This is a genomic window from Chimaeribacter arupi (assembly GCF_002858805.1).
Classification (GTDB): Bacteria; Pseudomonadota; Gammaproteobacteria; order Enterobacterales; family Enterobacteriaceae; genus Chimaeribacter; species Chimaeribacter arupi.
In genome coordinates this window covers 102,126-122,154 of record NZ_PJZI01000003.1, presented here as the reverse complement: position 1 = coordinate 122,154, position 20,029 = coordinate 102,126, and the positions used below count along the sequence as shown (strand labels likewise).

The 20,029-nt window shown below is 58.8% G+C and carries 16 protein-coding genes; 10 read left to right on the top strand and 6 right to left on the bottom strand.

Annotation, left to right across the window (positions count from 1 at the left end):
- Positions 1 to 1,104 (top strand): YcbX family protein, encoded by a 1,104-nt coding sequence (locus CYR52_RS03075; protein WP_101827932.1) that lies wholly within the window; start codon positions 1 to 3, stop codon positions 1,102 to 1,104.
- 161 nt (positions 1,105 to 1,265) lie between these two features.
- Here the strand turns inward: CYR52_RS03075 and CYR52_RS03070 are convergent, their stop codons facing one another.
- Both CYR52_RS03070 and pyrD read right to left on the bottom strand, forming a co-directional pair.
- On the bottom strand, positions 1,266 to 1,814 hold the full coding sequence (locus tag CYR52_RS03070; protein ID WP_101827931.1) for a cell division protein ZapC: 549 nt from the start codon (positions 1,812 to 1,814) through the stop codon (positions 1,266 to 1,268).
- A gap of 228 nt (positions 1,815 to 2,042) precedes the next feature.
- A complete protein-coding gene (pyrD, locus tag CYR52_RS03065) occupies positions 2,043 to 3,053 on the bottom strand; it encodes a quinone-dependent dihydroorotate dehydrogenase (protein WP_101827930.1) in 1,011 nt (336 codons plus the stop codon).
- Between the two features lie 292 nt (positions 3,054 to 3,345).
- Between pyrD and ssuE the strand changes: the two genes are divergently transcribed.
- From ssuE to ssuB, 5 genes are read left to right on the top strand one after another with little or no spacing between them, the layout of a single operon-like run.
- Positions 3,346 to 3,921: an NADPH-dependent FMN reductase gene (gene ssuE, locus CYR52_RS03060; RefSeq protein ID WP_072925713.1), complete on the top strand. Its 576-nt coding sequence runs from the start codon at positions 3,346 to 3,348 to the stop codon at positions 3,919 to 3,921.
- Between the two features lie 23 nt (positions 3,922 to 3,944).
- Positions 3,945 to 4,916 (top strand): sulfonate ABC transporter substrate-binding protein, encoded by a 972-nt coding sequence (locus tag CYR52_RS03055; protein ID WP_101827929.1) that lies wholly within the window; start codon positions 3,945 to 3,947, stop codon positions 4,914 to 4,916.
- Positions 4,917 to 4,973: 57 nt separating this feature from the next.
- Positions 4,974 to 6,125 (top strand): FMNH2-dependent alkanesulfonate monooxygenase, encoded by a 1,152-nt coding sequence (gene ssuD / locus CYR52_RS03050; protein WP_072925716.1) that lies wholly within the window; start codon positions 4,974 to 4,976, stop codon positions 6,123 to 6,125.
- A 10-nt stretch (positions 6,126 to 6,135) separates the two neighbouring features.
- Entirely contained in the window at positions 6,136 to 6,933 is a 798-nt protein-coding gene (gene ssuC, locus CYR52_RS03045; protein WP_072925719.1) for an aliphatic sulfonate ABC transporter permease SsuC, read from the top strand.
- Positions 6,930 to 7,706, top strand: coding sequence for an aliphatic sulfonates ABC transporter ATP-binding protein (gene ssuB / locus CYR52_RS03040; protein WP_072925721.1), 777 nt, complete (start codon positions 6,930 to 6,932; stop codon positions 7,704 to 7,706). The genes ssuC and ssuB overlap by 4 nt, the downstream gene beginning before the upstream one ends.
- Positions 7,707 to 7,778: 72 nt before the next feature.
- On the opposite strand, the gene pepN is transcribed toward ssuB, so the two are convergent.
- On the bottom strand, positions 7,779 to 10,409 hold the full coding sequence (pepN, locus tag CYR52_RS03035) for an aminopeptidase N (protein ID WP_101827928.1): 2,631 nt from the start codon (positions 10,407 to 10,409) through the stop codon (positions 7,779 to 7,781).
- Positions 10,410 to 10,906: 497 nt separating this feature from the next.
- Here pepN and pncB point away from each other — a divergent pair, with 497 nt between their 5' ends.
- The 4 genes from pncB to CYR52_RS03015 all read left to right on the top strand — a co-directional run bounded on the left by pncB (position 10,907) and on the right by CYR52_RS03015 (position 16,562).
- Entirely contained in the window at positions 10,907 to 12,112 is a 1,206-nt protein-coding gene (gene pncB, locus CYR52_RS03030) for a nicotinate phosphoribosyltransferase (protein ID WP_101827927.1), read from the top strand.
- Between the two features lie 226 nt (positions 12,113 to 12,338).
- Positions 12,339 to 13,739 carry an asparagine--tRNA ligase gene (asnS, locus tag CYR52_RS03025; protein WP_072925730.1) on the top strand — a complete coding sequence of 467 codons (1,401 nt, stop codon included), beginning with the start codon at positions 12,339 to 12,341 and terminating at the stop codon, positions 13,737 to 13,739.
- 301 nt (positions 13,740 to 14,040) lie between these two features.
- Positions 14,041 to 15,144 (top strand): porin OmpF, encoded by a 1,104-nt coding sequence (gene ompF / locus CYR52_RS03020; protein ID WP_072925732.1) that lies wholly within the window; start codon positions 14,041 to 14,043, stop codon positions 15,142 to 15,144.
- Positions 15,145 to 15,371: 227 nt separating this feature from the next.
- Entirely contained in the window at positions 15,372 to 16,562 is a 1,191-nt protein-coding gene (locus tag CYR52_RS03015; protein ID WP_072926846.1) for an amino acid aminotransferase, read from the top strand.
- Between the two features lie 70 nt (positions 16,563 to 16,632).
- Here CYR52_RS03015 and CYR52_RS03010 read toward each other — a convergent pair whose 3' ends face one another.
- From CYR52_RS03010 to ldtD, 3 genes are all read right to left on the bottom strand, one after another.
- Entirely contained in the window at positions 16,633 to 17,280 is a 648-nt protein-coding gene (locus tag CYR52_RS03010; protein ID WP_101827926.1) for an MBL fold metallo-hydrolase, read from the bottom strand.
- Between the two features lie 57 nt (positions 17,281 to 17,337).
- Positions 17,338 to 17,889, bottom strand: coding sequence for a peptidoglycan L,D-endopeptidase MepK (gene mepK, locus CYR52_RS03005; protein ID WP_072925738.1), 552 nt, complete (start codon positions 17,887 to 17,889; stop codon positions 17,338 to 17,340).
- 182 nt (positions 17,890 to 18,071) lie between these two features.
- Positions 18,072 to 19,934 carry a L,D-transpeptidase gene (gene ldtD / locus CYR52_RS03000; RefSeq protein ID WP_101827925.1) on the bottom strand — a complete coding sequence of 621 codons (1,863 nt, stop codon included), beginning with the start codon at positions 19,932 to 19,934 and terminating at the stop codon, positions 18,072 to 18,074.
- Positions 19,935 to 20,029 lie beyond the last annotated feature (95 nt).

Genomic DNA, 20,029 nt, shown 5'->3' with positions numbered 1-20,029 from the left:
GTGATTACCCTTTCAAAACTTTTCATCCATCCGGTGAAATCGATGCGTGGCCTGCAACTTTCGCAGGGCCTGGCTGACCGCGCCGGCATGGCCTTTGACCGGGCGTTTATGCTGACCACGCCGGACGGCACCTTTATTACCGCCCGGCAACTGCCGCAGATGGTGCAGTTTACCCCGGCACTGCTGCCGGATGGCCTGTACATCACCGCGCCGGACGGCGACAGCGCCGTTATCCGTTACGATGAATTCAGTGAGGCAGAGAGCCCGACGGAAGTCTGGGGCAACCATTTTACCGCCCGCATCGCCCCGGAGGCGATTAACCGCTGGCTGAGCGGTTACCTGGCGCGCGAGGTGCAGTTGCGCTGGCAGGGGCCGGCCCTCAGCCGCCGCGTGAAAAGCGCGCCCGATACCCCTTTGACCTTCGCGGACGGCTATCCGTTCCTGCTGGTGAATGAGGCGTCGCTGGAGGCGTTGCGCCGCCGCTGCCCGGCGGGGATCAAACTCGAACAGTTCCGGCCGAACCTGGTGGTTGCCGGGGCCACTGCCTTTGCCGAAGACGGCTGGGCCGAACTGCGGGTCGGCAGTGTGGTATTTGAGGCGGTGAAACCCTGCAGCCGCTGCGTGCTGACCACCGTCAGCACCGAGCGTGGGGTAAAACACCCGGCCGGGGAGCCGCTGAAAACACTGCAATCCTTCCGCACGGCAGACAACGGCGACGTTGATTTCGGCATGAACCTGATGGCGCGTAACAGCGGCATTATCCGGGCTGGCGATTCGGTGGAGATCCTCTCTACCCGCCCGCCCCGTCATTATAGCGCCGGTAAGGCCAGCACGCCGGTCGCGCCCCCGCCCCCGTCTGAGCAGCAGGTCGCGATCACCTACCAGGGGCAGCGTTTCAGCGGCAATAAAAAAGAGGTCCTGCTGGATCAGCTGGAGCAGCAAGGGTTCCGCATCCCCTACTCGTGCCGCGCCGGGCTGTGCGGCAGTTGCCGCCTGACGCTGGAACAGGGAAACGTGGCCCCGCTGGTGCAGGATGCACTGGGCACCGACGGTACGCTGCTGAGTTGCAGTTGCATCCCGTTGGGAGATGTCACCCTGAGTTAGCCGGAAAAAAGGGGTCAGAAAGGTGGCGCGCCCGTGGGTGCGCTATGTCAGAAGCCGGCCGTTCTCAGCGCCGACTTTTTTGGGAAGCGGCCCGTTTTCAACACCGATCGTTCTTAAACACCGACCGCTTCTGAAAACATGCCGTTTTACATACCGGAAAATTACACGGCCTGATCGTACAGTGCCGCCAAATCCAACTCTTCTGCCACCGGCATCATCCGGTCATGCATGATTTTTATGGCATCGCCGCACTGCATGGTGCGCCCGGCCAGCGTCAGCTGATGTTGTGCCAGCAGGCACAGGCTGGCATTGTCGCCGGATTCCACCACCAGCAATTGCGCCCGGTCACCGCTTTCCGTCACTTTCACTGCCACTACGTCACCGGTTTTGGGTGCCAGTGCGCGCGCCTGCTGGGTGAAGTGCCAGCTTTTCGGCATCAGCGGCTTCAGGTAACGGAACGCCACCAGCGCATTTAATACCAGTTCAGCCCGCTGCTCTGATTTCAGCTTAATTTTGCGGCACTGTTCTTCATAATCAAAATAGAGCGCGGCATCTTCCACGGAAAAAGCACACTCACCAAACGCATCCGGCGTTAACATTTTGGCGGGAAAGCGCGAGCGGAATATCATGCCGTTTGCCAAATCCAACATCAGCCGATCGTGATCGGCGTCAAAATACCAACGCCAATTGTCGTCAGGTTTGATTCTCATCGGGTTACCCCTTTACGCCTGTTAATTTCAAAAAAACCCCAACAAGACCGCCGTAAAAGTGTCGCTGCCGACGGTATGCTAATAAATGAGGCCGGTGAGGATCGCTGAACATATTATTTAGTCTGGTAACACACTGCATCCAGCGCCTATAACCCCGGCAGTGGACAAAATATAGACGAGCCGGGAAGAGAAATAAACCCCCCGGCCCGGCATGTTGGTTAAAAACTATCAAATCGCGTTAATTATATTTTTTATCAGCGCCGGGCCGTGATAAATAAAGCCGGAATAGACCTGAATCAGTGAGGCACCCGCCTGCATTTTCTCCCGCGCGGCGGTCAGGGAATCAATGCCGCCGACACCAATAATCGGCAACCGGCCCTGTAATTCCAGCGACAACCGGCGAATCACTTCCGTGCTGCGCAACTGTACCGGACGGCCGCTCAGACCACCCGCCTGCTCGCAATAATTGAGGCCATGCACCAGTTTGCGATCCAGCGTGGTATTGGTGGCGATCACCCCATCGATATTATGGCGAACCAGGCTGTCGGCAATTTGTACCAGTTCTTCTTCTGACAAATCCGGTGCAATTTTCACCGCCACCGGCACATATTTGTGGTGCTGTTGCTGTAATTCGGCCTGCTTATTCTTGATGACGGCAAGCAATTCATCCAGCGCCTCGCCATACTGCAATGAACGCAACCCCGGCGTATTGGGTGATGAGATATTAACCGCAATATAGCCGGCATGGGGGTAGACTTTCTCCATGCAGAGCAGGTAATCATCCTTGCCGTTTTCCACCGGCGTGTCTTTATTCTTGCCGATATTGATGCCGAGGATGCCGCCGAAACGCGACTTCCTGACGTTTTCGACCAGATTATCGACCCCGCGGTTATTAAACCCCATGCGGTTGATTAACCCTTCTGCCTCGACCACCCGGAACAGCCGCGGCTTATCGTTGCCCGCCTGCGGGCGCGGCGTGACGGTGCCGACCTCGACAAACCCAAACCCCATTGCCCCGAAGGCGTCAATGCACTCCCCGTCTTTATCCAGCCCGGCCGCCAGGCCCAACGGGTTTTTAAATGACAGGCCCATGCAGCTGACCGGCTTGGCAGGCAACGACTGGCGGATAAGGAATTCAAACGGCGAGCCGGAAAGGCGGCGAAGCTGGCGGAAGGTCAATTCGTGTGCGTGTTCAGGGTCGAGCTGGAAAAGTGCTTTTCTGACGAGGGGATAATACATGAAATCTCCTGAGTTCCCGGTGGCAAACCGGGGGCGTATTATCCGCGAATGCCCGGCAAAAGGGAAATGATCCACCGCAAAAAAACGCCCTTTCCGCAATCGTTTTCCCGCCTGCCCTGCCGCCCTTTCCCCCGGCTCTCTTTTTCCTTTGCTGACTTGCCCGCGGTTATGCCCTTTTTCAGAAAAAGAAAGCAAAAAAAGAGATTTTAAGAAATAAGCGCCGGCTGATAGCGTGTTAACACTTGGTTAGGAAAAACGCCCCAACTATTCTTTTTAGTTATAAGGAGTCAGTATGCACGTTATATCTCTGGCAGGCAGCCCGCGACAACCCTCCCGTTCTTCTGCCCTGCTGCGCCGCAGCGAGCAGTGGCTGCAACAGCGCGGGGTGACGATCACCGCCTATAACCTGCATGATTTCGACGCTGAAGATCTGCTCTATGCCAATTTCAACAGCCCCCAGGTCAAGGCGCTGGCTGACGCACTGGCCGGGGCCGATGGCCTGCTGGTGGCAACGCCGGTCTATAAAGCCGCTTACTCCGGCGCGCTGAAAACCCTGCTCGACCTGCTGCCGGAGCGCGCGCTGGAGCACAAAGTGGTGCTGCCGCTGGCCACCGGCGGTTCCCTCGCCCATATGCTGGCAGTGGACTACGCGCTGAAACCGGTGCTGTCAGCCCTGAAAGCGCAGGAGGTGCTGCACGGTGTCTTTGCGGATGACAGCCAGATTGATATGAAAGCCCAGCCGCACCCGCTGCCGGCCCCGGCGCTGGCGCTGCGGCTGGAAGAGGCACTGGAGAGCTTCTATCAGGCGCTGGACCGCCGTGCACCGGTACGTGCCGCCGGGGCTGACCTGCTGCGGCATTTTGCCTGAACCGGCGATAAGGAGAGCAGAAAATGACACCGATGTCGCTGTTTCGTCGCTGGGGCCGTGCCGCGGCCGTGTTTACCCTGCTGACGGCCCTGACCGGCCTGGGCCAGGCGGCACAGGCCGCACAGGACCCGGCGCAGTTCCGTATCGGCTACCAGAAAGGGTCCGTCAGCCTGGTGCTGGCCAAAACCCATCAGATGCTGGAAAAACGCTACCCGCAGACCCGCATCAGCTGGGTGGAGTTCCCGGCCGGGCCGCAAATGCTGGAGGCGCTGAATGTCGGCAGCATCGACATGGGCAGCACCGGCGACCTGCCGCCGCTGTTCGCGCAGGCGGCCGGGGCCGATCTGCTGTATGTCGGCCAGGAGCCGCCCAAACCCAAAGCGGAAGTGATCCTGGTGGCAGCCAACAGCCCGATCCAGAGCGTGGCTGACCTGAAAGGGCGCAAAGTGGCGTTCCAGAAAGGCTCCAGCTCGCACAACCTGCTGTTACGTGCGCTGCAACAAGCCGGGCTGACGTTCAAAGACATTACCCCGGTCTACCTGACTCCGGCTGATGCGCGCGCCGCGTTTGCCCAGCATAACGTCGATGCCTGGGCGATCTGGGATCCGTACTACTCCGCTGCGCAGCTTCAGGGCGGCGTACGGGTGCTGAAAGACGGCACCACGCTGAACCAGACCGGCTCCTTCTACCTGGCGGCGCGCAGTTATGCCGAGGCGCACCCGGCGTTTATCCGTGACGTGCTGACCCAGCTGACCGCCGCCGACGCCCTGACCCGCACCGACCGTGCGCGGAGCATTACCCTGCTGGCCAACGCCATGGGGCTGCCGGAGCCGGTGATCGCCACCTATCTGAGCCACCGCCCGGTCACCGTGATTGAGCCGGTGGACAAACGCACCGAACAGGCCCAGCAGAACACCGCCGATCTGTTCTATGAAAATCACCTGTTACCGAAAAAGCTGGATATCGCCAGCCGTATCTGGCGCGCCGCGCCCTGACCCATTGACCACCCAGCCCGGCGCTGCGCTCGCCGGGCCGCACAAGGAGCAGACACCATGAGCCTTAACGTTTTCTGGTTTTTACCGACCCACGGCGACGGCCACTACCTCGGCACCAATGAGGGTGCACGCACCGTTGATCACGCTTACCTGCAACAGATTGCCCAGGCGGTGGATCGCCTGGGCTTTGGCGGGGTGCTGATCCCGACCGGCCGTTCCTGTGAGGACTCCTGGCTGGTGGCGGCGTCGATGATTCCGGTGACACAACGGCTGAAATTCCTGGTGGCGCTGCGCCCCGGCATTATCTCCCCGACGCTGGCGGCACGGCAGGCCGCCACGCTGGACCGGCTTTCCAACGGGCGCGCCCTGTTTAACCTGGTCACCGGCGGCGACCCGGATGAGCTGGCGGGTGAAGGGCTGTTCCTTGACCACGAAGCGCGTTATGAAGCCTCAGCGGAGTTTACCCATGTCTGGCGCCGGGTACTGGAAGGTGAAACCGTCACCTTCACCGGCAAACACATCCAGGTAAAAGAGGCGCGCCTGATGCTGCCGCCGGTGCAGCAGCCGCGCCCGCCGCTCTACTTTGGCGGCTCGTCCGATGCCGCGCAGGATCTGGCCGCCGAGCAGGTCGAACTCTACCTGACCTGGGGCGAACCGCCTGCACAGGTCAAAGCGAAGATTGACCAGGTACGTGCCAAAGCCGCGGCCAAAGGGCGTCAGGTGCGGTTCGGCATCCGGCTGCATGTGATTGTGCGTGAAACCACTGACGAGGCGTGGCGCGCGGCTGACCGGCTGATCGCCAACCTGGATGACGACACCATCGCTCGCGCCCAGCAGTCGTTCGCCCGGTTTGACTCCGTCGGCCAGCAGCGGATGGCTGCCCTGCACGGCGGCAAAAAAGACAACCTGGAGATCAGCCCCAACTTGTGGGCCGGGGTCGGGCTGGTGCGCGGCGGGGCCGGCACCGCGCTGGTCGGCGATGGCCCGACGGTGGCGGCGCGGATGCAGGAGTATGCCGATCTCGGCATTGATACCTTTGTGCTCTCCGGCTATCCGCACCTGGAAGAGGCGTACCGGGTAGGCGAATTGCTGTTCCCGCACCTCGATCTGGCGGCCCCTGACGCCGCCCCCGGTAACCTGCGGGTGATCCGGCCGCAATCCGAGGTGATTGCCAATGATTTCTACCAGACCACTGCGTCACAGAGCTGAGGAGCGCACTATGCATCATTTTGCCAAACGTGGGTTATACCGTCTCGCGCCCTGGGCGGTGCCGGTGCTGTTGATTGCCGTCTGGCAACTGGCGGTGGAGGCGGGCTGGCTCTCCAACCGGATCCTGCCTGCGCCGAGCGCGGTGGTCACGGCCTTCTGGTCACTGAGTGCCAGCGGTGAACTCTGGCACCATCTGGCGATCAGCAGCTGGCGCGCCGGGATTGGGTTCGCCATCGGCGGCAGCCTCGGCCTGCTGCTGGGCTTTATTACCGGCCTGTCACGCTGGGGTGAGCGGCTGCTGGACAGTTCGTTACAGATGCTGCGCAACATCCCGCATCTGGCGCTGATCCCGCTGGTGATTTTATGGTTCGGCATCGATGAGTCCGCCAAAATTTTCCTGGTGGCGCTCGGTACGCTGTTCCCGATCTACCTGAATACCTATCACGGCATCCGCAACATTGACCGCGGCCTGCTGGAGATGGCGCGCAGTTATGGCCTCTCCGGGTTGCCGCTGTTTGTGCAGGTGGTGCTGCCCGGCGCCCTGCCCTCAATTATGGTCGGCGTGCGGTTTGCACTCGGCTTTATGTGGCTGACACTGATTGTGGCCGAAACTATCTCCGCCAATGCCGGGATTGGCTATCTGGCGATGAACGCCCGTGAGTTCCTGCAAACTGACATCGTGGTGGTGGCGATTGTGCTGTACGCCATCCTCGGCAAACTGGCCGATTTCAGCGCCCAGTTGCTGGAGCGCGTCTGGCTGCGCTGGCACCCCGCCTATCAACTGACCTCCCAAGGAGGCAACGCATGAGTACGCCAACCCGTATCCCACAAGGCACCCCGCTGACGCTGAACCATATCAGCAAACGTTACGGCGCCCGCACGGTTCTGCATGATATTGATTTACGCATTGTCCCCGGCCAGTTTGTGGCGGTGGTGGGCCGCAGCGGCTGTGGCAAAAGTACCCTGCTGCGCCTGCTGGCCGGGCTGGAACACGCCAGCGAGGGCGCGCTGCTGAGCGGCAATGCGCCGTTGGCCAGCGTACAGGAGGATACGCGCCTGATGTTCCAGGAAGCCCGGTTGCTGCCGTGGAAGCGGGTCATCGACAATGTCGGGCTGGGCCTGAAAGGCAACTGGCGCCCGGCAGCGCAGGAGGCGCTGGCGGCGGTCGGGCTGGCAGAGCGCGCCGGGGAATGGCCCTCGGCCCTCTCCGGCGGGCAGAAACAGCGGGTGGCGCTGGCGCGCGCGCTGATCCACCGCCCACGGCTGCTGCTGCTGGATGAACCGCTGGGCGCGCTGGATGCCCTGACGCGCATCGAGATGCAGGGGCTGATTGAGTCACTCTGGCTGACGCACGGTTTCACGGTGCTGCTGGTCACCCATGATGTCAGCGAAGCGGTGGCGCTGGCCGATCGGGTATTGCTGATTGAAGAGGGCCGGATTGGGCTGGACGTCACGGTGGATGTGCCGCGCCCGCGCCGCCACGGGTCAGTGCGGCTGGCAGAGCTGGAAAGCCGGGTGCTGGACCGCATCCTGGCGCCTGCGCCTGTGTTGCAGCCGGTGGTGTCGCGCGGCTACGCCTGAGGCCGGTTTCCCCCATAAAAAAAGGCGCGGTGCCTGATGGCCCGCGCCTTTTTCATGGCTTACGCCCAGGGATCAGGCATCCAGCGCTTTGCTGATTTTCTCATACAGATCGCCGGAGAGGTTCGGCAGGCTTTTGAGCTGTTCCAGTGCCGCACGCATCAGCGCCTGACGCGACTCATCATAACGTTGCAGGCGGATCAGCGGCTCAACCAGACGTGACGCCACCTGCGGGTTACGGGTGTTGAGGTCGGTGAGGATCTCGGTCAGGAAACGGTAACCGCTGCCGTCTGCCGCATGGAACGCCGCCGGGTTGCCGGACGCAAACGCCCCGATCAGCGACCGTACACGGTTCGGGTTACTCAGGCTGAAGGAACGGTGGTTCAGCAGGCTGCGCACGTTCTCCAGCACATTTTCCGCCGGGCTGGTCGCCTGGAGGATGAACCACTTGTCCATCACCAGGCCATCCTGGTGCCAGCGCTCATCAAACGCCGTCAGCAGCGCCGTCCGGCACGGCAACTGGGCGGCAACCGCCGCCGACAGCGCGGCCAGCGCATCGGTCATGTTATCCGCTGCGTGGTACTGCTTCGCCACCAGCTGGTCAGCCCGCGCCGGATCGCCAAAGGCCAGATAGCTGAGGCAGAGGTTGCGCAGGCTGCGCTTGCCGATGTCGGCGTGATCCACGCGGTATTCCGGCGTCAGGTTGGCGTAGTAAACCGCCAGCCATTCGTCCGCCATTTCGGTGGCCAGGCAGCCGACAATCGCAGCGTGCACCGCATGGATCGCTTCCGGATCGATGGTGGTAAACAGCTCCGCCATCTCATTTTCGGTCGGCAGCGACAGGATCTGGGCAATCAGTGCCGGTTCCAGCTTGTCATCCAGCAGAATACCGCGGAAGGCATCCGCCACATGCAGCGGCAGTGACAGCGGTTGTTTCTGCTGGTGGCGTGCCACGTTCAGGCGGATATAGAGCGCCAGCAGGCTTTGCGCCGCATCCCAGCGGGAGAACGGGTCGGTGGCGTGCTGCATCAGGAACGTCAGTTGCTGGTCACTGTAGGGGTAATCCAGTTTCACCGGGGCGGAGAAGTGGCGCAGCAGCGACGGCACCGGCGGCAGGGCGATGCCGTCAAACACAAAAGTCTGCTCCGCTTCGGTCACGTTCAGCACCGAATGCACCGGGTTGCCGTCACGCACCAGCGGGATGACATTCCCTTCCTGGTCGTACAACTCGATATCCAGCGGAATATGCAGCGGCAATTTCTCCTGCTTGTCCGCTGTCGGTGGCGTGGTCTGGCTGACATGCAGGCGGTACTGCTGAAGCTCGGTGCTGAACTCGTCACGTACCGTCAGCACCGGCGTACCGGACTGGCTGTACCAGCGGCGGAACAGCGACAGGTCAACGTTGGAGGCATCTTCCATCGCCTGCACGAAATCATCACAGGTGGCGGCGCTGCCGTCATGGCGCTCAAAGTAGAGCTGCATCCCGGCCTGGAACTGCGCCTCGCCCAGCAGCGTGTGCATCATGCGGATTACTTCCGCGCCCTTCTCATACACCGTCAGGGTGTAGAAGTTGTTCATCTCGATGACTTTGTCCGGGCGGATCGGGTGCGCCATCGGGCTGGCGTCCTCGGCAAACTGCGCGCTGCGCATCAGGCGCACGTTGGCGATGCGGTTGACCGGGCGGGAGCCGAGATCGGCGCTGAACTCCTGGTCACGGAACACCGTCAGCCCCTCTTTCAGGCTGAGCTGGAACCAGTCACGGCAGGTGACGCGGTTGCCGGTCCAGTTATGGAAATATTCATGGCCGATGACTCGCTCAATGTTCAGGTAGTCGGTGTCGGTGGCGGTTTCCGCCTTCGCCAGCACATATTTGGAGTTAAAGACATTCAGCCCTTTGTTCTCCATCGCGCCCATGTTGAAGAAGTCCACCGCCACAATCATATAGATGTCGAGGTCATACTCCAGGCCGAAGCGGGTTTCGTCCCACTTCATCGACTGTTTCAGCGAGGTCATCGCCCAGTCAGCGCGGTCCAGGTTGCCGCGGTCCACGTACAGTTCCAGCGCCACGTCACGCCCGGAGCGGGTAGTAAAGGTGTCACGCAGGACGTCAAAGTCCCCGGCCACCAGCGCAAACAGGTAGCAAGGTTTCGGGAACGGGTCTTCCCAGCGGCTCCAGTGGCGGCCATCGCCGAGGTCGCCCTGCTCCAGCCGGTTACCGTTGGAGAGCAGGAACGGGTAGCGCGCCTTATCTGCCACGATGCGGGTAGTGAAACGTGCCAGCACATCCGGGCGGTCAAGGTAATAGGTGATGTGGCGGAAACCTTCGGCTTCACACTGGGTGCAGAGCGCCTCGCCGGAGCGGTACAGCCCGTCCAGCGCGGTGTTCTGGGCGGGGTGGATCTGGTTAATGATGGTCAGGCTGAAGGCATCCGGCAGCTGATCCAGCACCAGCGTATGGGACTGCTGGTGATAGTGCGGCCAGGGCTGGCCGTCTACCGTGACGCTGAGGAGCGTCAGGTTTTCCCCATTCAGCACCAGCGGCGCGCCTACCGCGCCCAGGCGTTTGACCTGGCTGATGGCGGTGACGGTGGTGGTGTCGGCGTCCAGCTCAAAATTTAGGTCGATATCGGTAATGGTGTAGTCCGGGGCACGGTAATCGTGCCGGTATTTAGCCTGCGGCTGTGTTGCGGTAGAGACCTGTGTCATAGAAGCCCTTTGACGTCCGGATGATGGAGGTTAAGTAAGTGTATTCGGCTTGCGCCCTGCTGCCACCCTTCTTGCGGCAGGCGCAGCAGGAAAAGCCGGAAACGCCTTTTGCCTGACTTTATCATAGCCGGGATAAAATCCTAGTTTGTAAGCAACTTGTGAGCCTTTTGTGCTGTCCTGTGTTGTGCCTGCCGCTGTCTGAAAAGAGCCGGCGAACCGGGCCGGAAAAGCAGGCTGTGATCACAATGGGTAAGCCGCCGTGACCCTGAAACCAGGCGGGTTGCCGGTTCGTAACCACAATTTAATTTCATTGTCATATCATTTTTATAACATTTAAAACACATTAACGCGGCTGACGGCACGTTTACCTCTCGACCTTGCGTCGCCTTTTATGGTGTGATGAGGCTTCAATAACCGGATAATCAAGGTATACTTCACGCTCTTTGCTGATTATTCCGACTGTGGAAATGCTCCCAACGAGGATGCTGTAACGCGCTATGACTCACTACGCTTCCCCGATTTTGACGTCAATACTGGACACTGATGCCTATAAATTGCATATGCAGCAGGCTGTCTACCACCGGTATCATGACATTACCGTGGCCGCGGAATTCCGCTGCCGCGGCGATGAGCTGCTCGGTGAATACCGCGACGAGATCCAGGCGCAAATCACCCTGATGAGCGAACTGGCCCTGACCGACGAGGAGTACCAATACCTCGCCGGCCTGCCGTTTTTCCGCAAGGATTATCTGGACTGGCTGAAAGCATTCCGCTTTAACCCACAACAGGTGCAGGTCACCAACCGCCTCGGTACGCTGGAGATCCGCATCAGCGGGCCGTGGCGGGAAGTGGTGATGTGGGAAGTGCCGCTGCTGGCGGTGATAAGTGAAGTGGTGCACCGCCACCGCTCGCCGGATGCAACGCCGGAACAGGCAGTCAGCCAGTTGCGCGGTAAGCTGGAACGGTTCAGGGAACTGGCCGGTGAAACCGATATCTCACGCTTCCGGCTGATGGATTTCGGCACCCGCCGCCGTTTCTCACAGGCGGTGCAGCAGGCGATTGTCACCACCCTGAAAAGCGATTTCCCTTATCTGGTCGGCACCAGCAATTACGATCTGGCGCGCCGCCTCGATCTGGCACCGGTCGGCACCCAGGCCCACGAATGGTTCCAGGCGCACCAGCAGATCTCCCCGGTGCTGGCCAACAGCCAGCGTGCCGCCCTGCAGGCGTGGCTGGATGAGTACCCGGCCCAGTTGGGTATCGCCCTGACGGACTGCATCACGATGGATGCCTTCCTGCGTGATTTCGGGCCGGACTTTGCCGGCCGTTATCAGGGCCTGCGCCACGACTCCGGCGACCCGCTGGAATGGGGCGAAAAAGCGATCGCCCATTATGAGAAGCTGGGCATCGACCCGATGAGCAAAACGCTGGTCTTCTCCGATAACCTGGATCTGGACAAGGCACTGGCGCTCTACCGCCATTTCGACCGCCGCATCAATCTGGTGTTCGGCATCGGCACCCGGCTGACCTGCGATCTCCCCGGCGTCAAACCGCTGAATATCGTGATCAAGCTGGTGGAGTGCAATGGCAAGCCGGTGGCGAAGCTCTCTGACAGCCCCGGTAAAACCATTTGTGAAGACCCGGCATTTGTCACGGCGCTGCGTAAAGCGTTCGATCTGCCGCGGGTACAAAAAGCCAGTTAAGGGCTGCCCGCTTTGCACCGGTTTTCCGGCCGGTGCAATTTTCCTCCTTTATATACCTCTCCTGCCCTATTCATTATGCGTATGAATTCCTCTGACATCCCTGAGAAATGTTGCGCTGCGCCCGTGATTTCTGCTTGTGTCCTGCGACGCGGTAAGTAACATAGCAAAACCCGCCTGTGCGCGGGTTCCGCAATTCTGAATTAACCTTTATTAAAGAGAGAAATCTATGAGCGTTGTGCCTGTAGTCGACGTACTGCAAGGCCGTGCTGCGGTTGACAGTGAAGTCACCGTACGCGGTTGGGTGCGTACCCGGAGAGATTCTAAAGCCGGCATCTCCTTCCTCGCCGTTTATGACGGCTCCTGCTTTAATCCATTACAGGCCGTCGTAAATAATTCTCTGTCCAATTACCAGGCTGATGTGCTGCGCCTGACGACAGGGTGCTCTGTGGAAATCACCGGCACCGTAGTGGCGTCACCAGGTGAAGGCCAGAGCTTTGAATTGCAGGCCACGGCAGTGAACGTGGTGGGCTGGGTGGACGATCCGGACACCTACCCGATGGCGGCCAAACGCCATAGCATCGAATACCTGCGGGAAGTGGCGCACCTGCGCCCGCGTACCAACCTGATTGGTGCCGTTGCCCGTGTGCGCCACACCCTGGCGCAGGCGATCCACCGCTTCTTCCATGAAAATGGCTATTTCTGGGTGTCCACGCCGCTTATCACCGCGTCCGATACAGAGGGTGCCGGTGAGATGTTCCGCGTTTCAACGCTGGATCTGGAAAACCTGCCGCGTGACGATCAGGGCCGGGTTGATTTCAGTGAGGATTTCTTCGGGAAAGAGGCATTTTTGACCGTTTCCGGCCAATTGAACGGCGAAACCTACGCCTGTGCCCTGTCCAAGGTCTATACCTTTGGCCCGACGTTCCGTGCGGAAAACTCCAACACCAGCCGCCACCTGGCAGAATTCTGGATGATTGAGCCGGAAGTCGCCTTTGCGAACCTGGATGACGTAGCAGGTCTGGCTGAAAAAATGCTGAAATATGTGTTTCAGGCCGTGTTGGACGAGCGTGCTGATGACCTGGCGTTCTTTGCAGAGCGTGTGGACAAAGACGCGATTTCCCGCCTTGAGCGTTTTGTCAGCTCTGATTTCGCCCAGGTGGATTACACCGATGCGATTGAGATTCTGATCAACTCCGGCCAGACGTTTGAAAACGCCGTGAGCTGGGGCATTGACCTCTCCTCTGAGCATGAGCGTTATCTGGCCGAGAAACACTTCAAAGCGCCGGTGGTGGTGAAAAACTACCCGAAAGACATCAAAGCGTTCTATATGCGCATGAATGAAGACGGCAAAACCGTAGCAGCCATGGACGTGCTGGCACCGGGCATCGGTGAAATTATCGGCGGTTCCCAGCGTGAAGAACGCCTGGACGTGCTGGATCAGCGTCTGGAAGCGATGGGCCTGAATAAAGAAGACTACTGGTGGTACCGCGATCTGCGCCGTTACGGCACCGTGCCGCACTCCGGTTTCGGTCTTGGTTTTGAGCGTTTAATCGCCTATGTCACCGGCGTACAGAACGTGCGTGATGTTATCCCCTTCCCGCGTACCCCACGCAACGCCAGCTTCTGATTGTCAGAAACTGTACAATTAAGACAATTTTGTTACAAATCAGAGGCCAGCAATGCTGGCCTTTTACATTTTTTTAAATTTAGATCCCGGTCACAAAGTTCCCTAATTTTTACATTTTGTAATAATTAGTTTCCTTCTGAAACCTCATTAGGCCTTTGGTAGCATTTTCGCGGTAGATTAACCGCATCGCGAATGGAACACTGCGTGCAGACACAGGAAGACACCATACTCTCAACAATAGTTCCCTGAATTATTGGCGGCAGTGGCAAGGTGTCCGAATAACACCAATGAGGGTAATATAATGATGAAGCGCAACATTCTTGCAGTGGTTATCCCGGCTCTGTTGGCTGCTGGTGCAGCAAACGCCGCCGAAATCTACAACAAAGATGGCAACAAGCTGGATCTGTACGGTAAAGCCGTAGGTCTGCATTATTTCTCCGATGACGAAGGTTCTGATGGTGACAACACCTACGTTCGTTTCGGCTTCAAAGGTGAAACCCAGATTACTGACCAACTGACCGGTTTCGGCCAGTGGGAATACAACGTTCAGGCGAACAACTCCGAAGGTTCCGACGCGCAAGACGGTAACAGAACCCGTCTGGGCTTCGCTGGTCTGAAATTCGGTGACTACGGCTCCTTCGACTACGGCCGTAACTATGGCGTGATCTACGACGCCATTGCCTGGACCGACATGCTGCCGGAATTCGGCGGTGACTCCAGCTACTCCGATGGCTTCCTGAGCGGCCGTTCTACCGGTGTGGCCACCTACCGTAACCAGAACTTCTTCGGCCTGGTTGACGGCTGGGACTTCGCTGTACAGTACCAGGGCAAAAACGAACGTGAAGACGACATCCGTCGTGCTAACGGTGACGGCTGGGCACTGTCTACCTCTTACACCAGCGAAATCGGTGTAGGCATCGTGGGTGCATACGGCGAATCTGACCGTACCAACGAGCAAAACGCAGCTGGCGTGCTGGGTAGCGGTGACAAAGCTCAGAGCTGGGCAACTGCGCTGAAATATGATGCCAACAACATCTACCTGGCAGCCATGTACGGTGAAACCCGTAACGCCACCCCAGTTTCCGGTACGGTAACCACCCCTGCGGGCAACGAAGTGGATGTCAGCGGCTTCGCTCAGAAAGCGCAAAACTTTGAATTGGTTGCTCAGTACCAGTTCGACTTCGGTCTGCGTCCGTCCCTGGCGTACGTTCAGTCCAAAGGTAAAGACATCGAAGGCATCGGCGACGTTGACCTGATCAAATACTTCGATGTGGGCGCGACCTACTACTTCAACAAAAACATGTCCACCTACGTTGACTACCGTATCAACCAACTGGATGACGATAACGCACTGGGTCTCAACAACGACGACATCGTTGCACTGGGTCTGGTTTACCAGTTCTAATCGACCTGCTGCCTGACCCCGGTCAGGTATGCTGAAAGGCAGGGCATAGGCCCTGCCTTTTCTTTTTGCTTTTTTCAGCCTGTCCTGTTGCTTTCCCGCCCTTCCGGTACTTGTCGAACCACCTTCACAAATCACGTACTTTTTGCCGCAAACGGTTGGCAAAGCAGAAACATGGCGTTAACCTGAAGCTTCTGCCCGCTTATCACCAAGCCATGGATATTTCTGACATGTTTGAGAAAATCACCGCTGCCCCGGCCGACCCGATTCTGGGACTGGGCGATCTGTTTCGTGCTGATGACCGTCTGACCAAAATCAACCTCGGGATCGGCGTCTATAAAGATGAAACCGGCCAAACCCCGGTGCTGACCAGTGTGAAAAAGGCCGAGCACTATCTGCTGGACAATGAGACGACCAAAAACTACCTGAGCATTGACGGCATTCCGGCCTTTGCTGAGTGCACCCAGGCTCTGCTGTTCGGTCGCGACAGCGCCATCATCGCTGACCGCCGCGCCCGCACCGCCCAGACACCGGGCGGCACCGGCGCCCTGCGTGTGGCGGCTGACTTCCTGGCCACCCAGACCACCGTGAAACGGGTCTGGATCAGCAACCCGACCTGGCCAAACCATAATAATGTGTTTGGCTCTGCCGGGCTGGAGGTGGTGAATTACGATTACTACGACGCAGAAAACCATACGCTGAATTTTGAGGGTATGCTGGCAAGCCTTGAGGCGGCGCAGGCCGGTGATGTGGTGCTGTTCCACGGCTGCTGCCATAACCCGACCGGAATCGACCCGACGCCGGCGCAGTGGCAACAACTGGCTGACCTCTCCCGCGCCAAAGGCTGGCTGCCGCTGTTTGACTTTGCCTATCAGGGCTTTGCCAACGGGCTGGAAGAGGATGCCCAGGGCCTGCGGATTTTTGCGGCCCAACATGCTGAACTGATCGTGGCCAGCTCCTACTCGAAAAACTTTGGCCTGTACAACGAGCGCGTCGGTGCCTGTACGCTGGTCGCCGCGGATGCAGAGAATGCTGACCGGGCGTTCAGCCAGATCAAGGCCACGGTGCGTGCCAACTACTCTAACCCACCGGCGCACGGTGCGGCCGTGGTCGCGACCATTCTCGGCAACGACGCCCTGCGCGCCCTCTGGGAACAGGAGCTGACTGACATGCGCCAGCGCATCCAGCGTATGCGCCAGTTGTTTGTGCATACCCTGCAGGAGAAAGGCGCACAGCAAGATTTCAGCTTTATCATCAAACAGAACGGGATGTTCTCGTTCAGCGGCCTGACCAAAGATCAGGTGCTGCGCCTGCGTGACGAGTTTGGCGTGTACGCCGTGAACTCCGGCCGTGTCAACGTTGCCGGTATGACGCCGGATAACATGGCGCCGCTGTGTGAGGCGATTGTCGCGGTGCTCTGAACCCCAGGCACAAAAAAGCCAGCCGCGAGGCTGGCTTTTTTTATGGCGGCCTGTGCCCGCTCAGCAGGCATTACCACACGGGCGGTTCATCCTGCAGGAAGGGGTTGGTCAGGCGTTCATGGCCCAGCGTGGAGCGTGGCCCATGCCCCGGCAGGAAAGTGACGTCATCTCCCAACGGCAGCAATTTGGTGCGGATGGCGTGGATCAACGCCTGATGGTCACCGCGCGGGAAGTCCGTCCGCCCTACTCCGCCTTTGAAGATCACATCCCCGGATACCAGCATTTTCGCCGCCCGGTTCACAAACACAATGTGTCCCGGCGTATGGCCGGGGCAATGCAGCACATCCAGCTGCATATTGCCCACGGTCACGCTTTCCTCTTCGTCCAGCCAGCGGTCCGGCGTCAGCGGCGCACACTCCGCCAGCCCGAACATCTGACTCTGCGCCGGCAGCGCCTCCAGCCAGAAGCGGTCTTCCGGGTGCGGCCCCACCAGCGGCACGCCGTAATGCTGCGCCAGCTCTGCCGCGGCCCCGACATGGTCGAGGTGGCCGTGGGTCAGCAGGATCTGGGTGACATGGACATTTTTTGCCGCTACCTGGGCGATAATGGTTTCAGCGTCACCGCCCGGATCGACAATCGCCGCGTCATGGGTGGCATCACACCAGATCAAAGAACAGTTTTGCGCAAACGCTGTGACAGGAATGGTAAGAATATTCATAAGGCTCCATGGCCGGTGCAGGACGCCTCCCGCACCGGTTAAAACGCATACGGATACTTAAGACCAGTGGCGTACCGGGCCGGTATCAATATGCACAAAGTTGCTTCGTGGGTAATATCCTACACCACCGGCACGCATTTTTAATGCCGCCTTACGGATATTACTCAGTTGCACGCCTTCAATATGAAAATCCATAGCACGACCCAGCGTATGGTAGCTGTGTTTAGCCACCCCGCTGCTGTGTTTACGTAAATCATCATTGGTGGCAACAGAACGATAGCCGGAGATTAACTGAATGGGTTTGTTATTTCCCAATAATACCTGCAGGCGATAAAGCTGATCGAACAGTGCGGTATCAATGGTTTTCATTTTATTTGCGCGAAAATCGCGGAACAAATGATTCAGCCTGGACAACTCATCCTTGTTGTAAGACTTCCCGTCAAAGAACTCGGCTTTGAGAGATTCCCCGGTATGCAGATTATTCAGCGTTAATACGCGGGGACGAGGAGTTGAGAGCGTTGCGAACGCCTGCCCTGGAAGCAGTGCGATCCCCATAGCGGCGCCACCGAGCGCCAGCCACTTTCGGCGTTGTTTATCGATTTGATCCATGAACTGTCTGATTACCCGGCAAGAGAGTCAAAAAATAAGCACATTATTTGTGCTGTCCCGAACCATAACTGCCATTGAGGAGCGAGTCAACCCACGCTAAAACAGGCTGACTTGCCGCCCCGGCCGGGGCGGACAAAAATCAACCTATTGATCAGACCGTTAATTCAGTGGAATTGCTGCATTTATTGCAGCAGGCGTTCAGCCTGAGGCAGGATTTGTGCGCCGGATCGCACTGTATTATCGTAATTGTAAATATCTGTACGAAATTGTGGCTTGCCGTCATCGGCAACCCAGGCCGTCAGATAATAAAGCTGTACCGGAATATGGTGACGGATCGGCACATAGGTCGTATTCCCGGCTTCCAGCGTCGAATTAACCCGTGCGTCATTCCAGCCGGCATCCTGTAATAACATGCCAGCCAATACCGATGCTTTATTAACCCGCACACAACCGGAACTTAACGCGCGAATATCTTTCTGGAACAGCGCATGGTTCGGCGTGTCATGCAGGTAAATCGCATCGGAACTCGGCATATTAAATTTATAACGCCCCAGCGAGTTGGTGGCGCCCGGTGCCTGGCGCAGCCGGTACGGGAAGTTTTGCGGCGATACCATACTCCAGTCAATCATCGACGGGTCGATCACTTCCGCATCATTACTCCACCCGCTCAGCACCGTATAGCCGTGAGTTTGCAGGTAACTGGCGTCATGCATCGCCTTGGGAATAATATCCTGGCGAATAAGCGTGGTCGGCACATTCCAGGGCGGGTTGACCACCACATTATTCAGCGCACTGCTCATCAGCGGGGTTTTGCGGCTCGGGCGGCCGACAATCACCCGTGACGACAGCACTTCGCTCCCGTCGCGGTAGTACACCAGCGAATAGTTAGGGATGTTGACCATAATGCCGGTGTTCACGTTCGCCGGCAGAATGCGCAGCCGCTGGATGTTCAGCGCCAGCAGCGTCGCGCGGGTATGGGGCGACACGTTCAGCCATTCGCGGGTGCGTTTCCCAATGACCCCATCTTCGGCCAGCCCTTGCCATTTCTGGAAGCGCTTGACGCCCTCCACCAGATCCGGCGTGTACTGGTTATCCTGGACTTCGGTGGCGGTATCCGGCGTGGCGGCCGGTGGGCTTTGCGGCGTAGGCGGCACATCGTTCACCGGTGCGGCCGCCGGGCTGACGGTCGCCGGTGGGCTGTCCTCATGCGCGGAAGTCTCATCAACGAACAGATCATCTTCCGCAGACGGCTTACTGGCAGCGATTTGTTCCGCCGGGATAGGATCCGGGTCAGCCGTGGCCGGGGCATCGGCATTCATCATGCCGGACCGGGCCAGAATTTCCCGCAATGCCGGAATATCATCGCTCAGCTGGCCCGGCCGCAGGCTCGGGCCGTTAACCAGTTGCGGCCAGGGGCGGCTGTCAGCCAGCATGTCTTTCAGCGCCTGGTGCATACGTGCATATTGCGGGTGCTGCGGTGCCAGTGACGCCAGGTAGTGTTGCAGGCTGGCCGGGTTCTGCGCCTGATGGGCGAGCGCCACCTGCCATTGGTTGATCACCGTGGCTGCCGGCAATGACATTTTGTACGGCGTGCTGCTGTAGAGCCAGTTGCTGCCGTTGGCACTGACGCCCGACACAAACTGCAAGTAACCGAGCATGGCATCAGACAGCACAATGTCGCGCGCCATCCCGGTTAAATCAGGGTTACTCAGTTGACGCACCCACTGGGTAAATTGTGGCTGCACGCCGGAGATGGCCAGCTCCGCGAGTTGCTGCTGGAACAGCTGTACCGCCTGCTCATCCTGCCACATCGGTTGCATATGGCGGGCCGCATAAAGTGAAGACAGCGTATTCAGATAAAAAGGCGTTATCTTTTGCGGCAGCGCAGCCCGGAGTTGGTTACCGGCATCATGTGCGCTCATGTTGCCCGTCGCGTGGGGTAATGCCGGCATCGCCGCATCCGCCCGCAGCGGGGACGCAGTGCCCCAGGCCAGTGCGCAGGCAATGGCCAGACTCTTCAATGTAGTAGGATGTATAAGCATCATCCCTTGCCCCCTGATTAAATACAAATAGATATCAATCATCTACTTGTGCTGAAACATCCTATAAGTATAAAGCAGAACTGGCTTTTTGCTCTTTT

Bases quoted from the DNA above. Each gene is read 5' to 3' on its own strand.
- CYR52_RS03070 (WP_101827931.1), bottom strand. From the start codon at position 1,814: ATGAGAATCAAACCTGACGACAATTGGCGTTGGTATTTTGACGCCGAT.
- pyrD (WP_101827930.1), bottom strand. From the start codon at position 3,053: ATGTATTATCCCCTCGTCAGAAAAGCACTTTTCCAGCTCGACCCTGAA.
- ssuE (WP_072925713.1), top strand. From the start codon at position 3,346: ATGCACGTTATATCTCTGGCAGGCAGCCCGCGACAACCCTCCCGTTCT.
- CYR52_RS03055 (WP_101827929.1), top strand. From the start codon at position 3,945: ATGACACCGATGTCGCTGTTTCGTCGCTGGGGCCGTGCCGCGGCCGTG.
- ssuD (WP_072925716.1), top strand. From the start codon at position 4,974: ATGAGCCTTAACGTTTTCTGGTTTTTACCGACCCACGGCGACGGCCAC.
- ssuC (WP_072925719.1), top strand. From the start codon at position 6,136: ATGCATCATTTTGCCAAACGTGGGTTATACCGTCTCGCGCCCTGGGCG.
- ssuB (WP_072925721.1), top strand. From the start codon at position 6,930: ATGAGTACGCCAACCCGTATCCCACAAGGCACCCCGCTGACGCTGAAC.
- pepN (WP_101827928.1), bottom strand. From the start codon at position 10,409: ATGACACAGGTCTCTACCGCAACACAGCCGCAGGCTAAATACCGGCAC.
- pncB (WP_101827927.1), top strand. From the start codon at position 10,907: ATGACTCACTACGCTTCCCCGATTTTGACGTCAATACTGGACACTGAT.
- asnS (WP_072925730.1), top strand. From the start codon at position 12,339: ATGAGCGTTGTGCCTGTAGTCGACGTACTGCAAGGCCGTGCTGCGGTT.
- ompF (WP_072925732.1), top strand. From the start codon at position 14,041: ATGATGAAGCGCAACATTCTTGCAGTGGTTATCCCGGCTCTGTTGGCT.
- CYR52_RS03015 (WP_072926846.1), top strand. From the start codon at position 15,372: ATGTTTGAGAAAATCACCGCTGCCCCGGCCGACCCGATTCTGGGACTG.
- CYR52_RS03010 (WP_101827926.1), bottom strand. From the start codon at position 17,280: ATGAATATTCTTACCATTCCTGTCACAGCGTTTGCGCAAAACTGTTCT.
- mepK (WP_072925738.1), bottom strand. From the start codon at position 17,889: ATGGATCAAATCGATAAACAACGCCGAAAGTGGCTGGCGCTCGGTGGC.
- ldtD (WP_101827925.1), bottom strand. From the start codon at position 19,934: ATGATGCTTATACATCCTACTACATTGAAGAGTCTGGCCATTGCCTGC.